Origin of the sequence: Hungatella effluvii (assembly GCF_003201875.1) — a bacterium.
GTDB lineage: Bacteria > Bacillota > Clostridia > Lachnospirales > Lachnospiraceae > Hungatella > Hungatella effluvii.
In genome coordinates this window covers 1-1,871 of the sequence record NZ_QJKD01000043.1, presented here as the reverse complement: position 1 = coordinate 1,871, position 1,871 = coordinate 1, and the positions used below count along the sequence as shown (strand labels likewise).

Here is a 1,871-nt window from a genome sequence, read left to right as displayed (position 1 = left end):
ATCCCGTCTTTGACAGTAAAAAAATTCAAACACCGCTGGAAGCCCTATTCTATAAGGGTTTCACAGCGGTGTTGCTTTGTTTTTAAGTATAGTCTTTTTTCCCTTTTAGGGAACGGTTGAAAGTTTTTATTACACTTGTCCACAGGAGCTAATGCATCTTCCTGTTTGCATGAGGACTGGTCTCACCTTTGCTTACTGAGTTTTTCAATGGTTTTCATCCGGCTTTTCGTGAGGAATTCATAGTCAGTAGCAAAACCAAGGAGTTCATGCAGCCGATCTGTCAGAGCTGTTACTTCATAAACCGGCATGAACCCCTGCCCTTGGATATCTGCAAACTGAAACGATCTTAACGTGTCTAAGATTTCACAGCAGGTGTATGTTCCACCCAGCTTTTTTTCTAATAAGCGGTAGAATAAAAGCGATAGAAAACAAATCAGAAAGTGAGCCTGTATGCGGTCTTCCCTACGGACGTAGACGGGCCTTGCTTCAAAATCTGTCTTCATAATCCGGAAACATGCCTCTATCTGCCATCTTCCTTCACTTACTTTTAAGAGGTCAGCTGGATTATCATCAAAAAGGTCGGTGCAGACTGCATAGAGACCGTCATACCGTTCTTCCTCCGCTATTTTTGATTTATCTAAAAAGTACAGGATATCTGCTTTTTCGCCGTCCTTTGTAACCGCCGCCTTATCAATAAAACGTGCCGGGTCATTGGGATTTTTGCTTGTTTTTTTATGGTTTCCGTCTTTTAGCATATGAAGCGCACGTTCTACCTGCTTTGTACGGATTTCTTTCTGGTACGCTGCATATTTAGGGGAGTAGGTAATGAGCAGGCGGTTCTCAAGTTTTTTTGTACTGTAGGGTTCTTCTTTGTAAAACAATTCATCATAGTCATTCTCATCCAGTTGCTCTAAATCCACCAGCCTGTTGTCAGACAGTCTCCGGAATCCTTTTCTGTTAAGCGCAGCTTCCCGGTACTCTGCCCCCAGCTTTTTAATGGACTGTGTCACGATATAAGCCCGGTTTCCCGTGTGGTTCAGCAGACGGTTATTCTCTGAACCAAGTCCGGAATCAGAACAGAAGATGAATTTCTCGCAGCCAAACTCCTCGATGACTTTCTGCTCTAAAGGTTTCAGGGATGTTTGCTCATTCTGGTTGCCGGGAAACGTGGAAAAGGCCAGCGGTATTCCGTCCCCATCGGTAAATAATCCCATCTGTATAATCGGATTAGGCCGGTGCTCCTTGCTTTTCCCGTATTTTTTGTCTCCTTCTTCCTGTTCAATCTCAAAATAGTAGTTTGTGCAGTCGTAGTAGAGGATATGGTCATTCCGGTTTATGACGGCTTTTGAGTTCTTATACACTTCTGACTGAATCAGGTCACATTCCGAAGCCAGGACACTTAAGGCCCTATAGATATCGTGTTGCTCGTAGGTTGGAGGCTCTAAAAATTTTTTTGCCGCCGCGTAAGAAGAACGTTTACTGCCCGGTTCCAGAACCCTTGTATAAATCAAATCAGAAAGTATGGCGTTTAAATCGTATTCGTAATGATGGCTGTTGCGGATCTTTCTACAGATCCGGTCCATGCCCAGTTCGTAATAAACCATTTGCAGGAAAAGATAACCGCCGTCAAAACATCTTCGTTCTCCATGCGGAATCTTACGGTTGGGATGGAACACAACGGGAATGGAGAGGTTTTCCTTTTCCAACTCATATTTCTCTGTTTCTATACGGGCCTGTTCTTTTGCCCAGGCCATGACATCATCCCGTGTAGGTCCGTGTTCCACTAATAATTCATTCAATGTTCCAAGCTTGCGGATGGTTCTGGACGTAGATTTTCCGTTGCCATCTATAAAGGACTGCTTGATGTAAAA

Annotated in this window: 1 protein-coding gene; it reads right to left on the bottom strand. The window is 43.7% G+C overall.

The window, feature by feature from the left end; genetic code table 11:
* Positions 1 to 182 precede the first annotated feature (182 nt).
* The coding region (locus tag DFR60_RS30095; protein ID WP_110326986.1) for an IS1634 family transposase at positions 183 to 1,871 on the bottom strand (1,689 nt) is incomplete at its 5' end.